The organism is Mesorhizobium sp. M4A.F.Ca.ET.020.02.1.1, assembly GCF_004022645.1.
In the GTDB taxonomy this organism is placed as follows: Bacteria; Pseudomonadota; Alphaproteobacteria; order Rhizobiales; family Rhizobiaceae; genus Mesorhizobium.
On sequence record NZ_RZOI01001386.1, the window covers coordinates 1 to 467 of the forward strand.

The following is a 467-nucleotide window of genomic DNA, read 5'->3' on the forward strand; positions in this document are numbered from 1 at the left end:
GCCCTACTGATTGATCTCGGGCTCGACGAGTTTTGCCAGGTTGCGGAGCGACTCCTGCCAGCCGAGATAGCAGGCTTCGACCGGGATGGCGTCCGGAATGCCTGCCTGCGTGATGTCGAGGTCGGTGCCGCACGATACTTGCTTCAGGATCACGGTGACCTGGATCTCGCCCGGCAGGTTGGGGTCGTCGAACCTGTCGGTGTAGCGCAGGCGCTCGCCCGGGACGAGTTCGAGATATTCGCCGCCGAAGGCGTGGCTGCCGCCCGTGGTGAAGTTGCGGAAGGACATTTTGAACGTGCCGCCGACCTTTGCCTCGAAACTATGCACTGTGCAGGTGAAGCCGTTCGGCGGAAGCCATTTCGCGAGCGCGTCCGCTTCCGTGAATGCGCGGTAGACCTTCTCCGGCTTGGTCGCCAGAACGCGGTGCAAACGTACGGTGCTTGGCATATCGTATGTCCTCTCTGATT

At 61.7% G+C, this 467-nt stretch carries 1 protein-coding gene; it reads right to left on the minus strand.

All coding sequences use genetic code 11. From position 1 onward, the window contains the following. Positions 1 to 3: 3 nt before the first annotated feature. Positions 4 to 447, minus strand: a complete 444-nt coding sequence (locus EN742_RS37280) for an SRPBCC family protein (protein WP_127407385.1) — start codon at positions 445 to 447, stop codon at positions 4 to 6. Between the last annotated feature and the right edge of the window lie 20 nt (positions 448 to 467).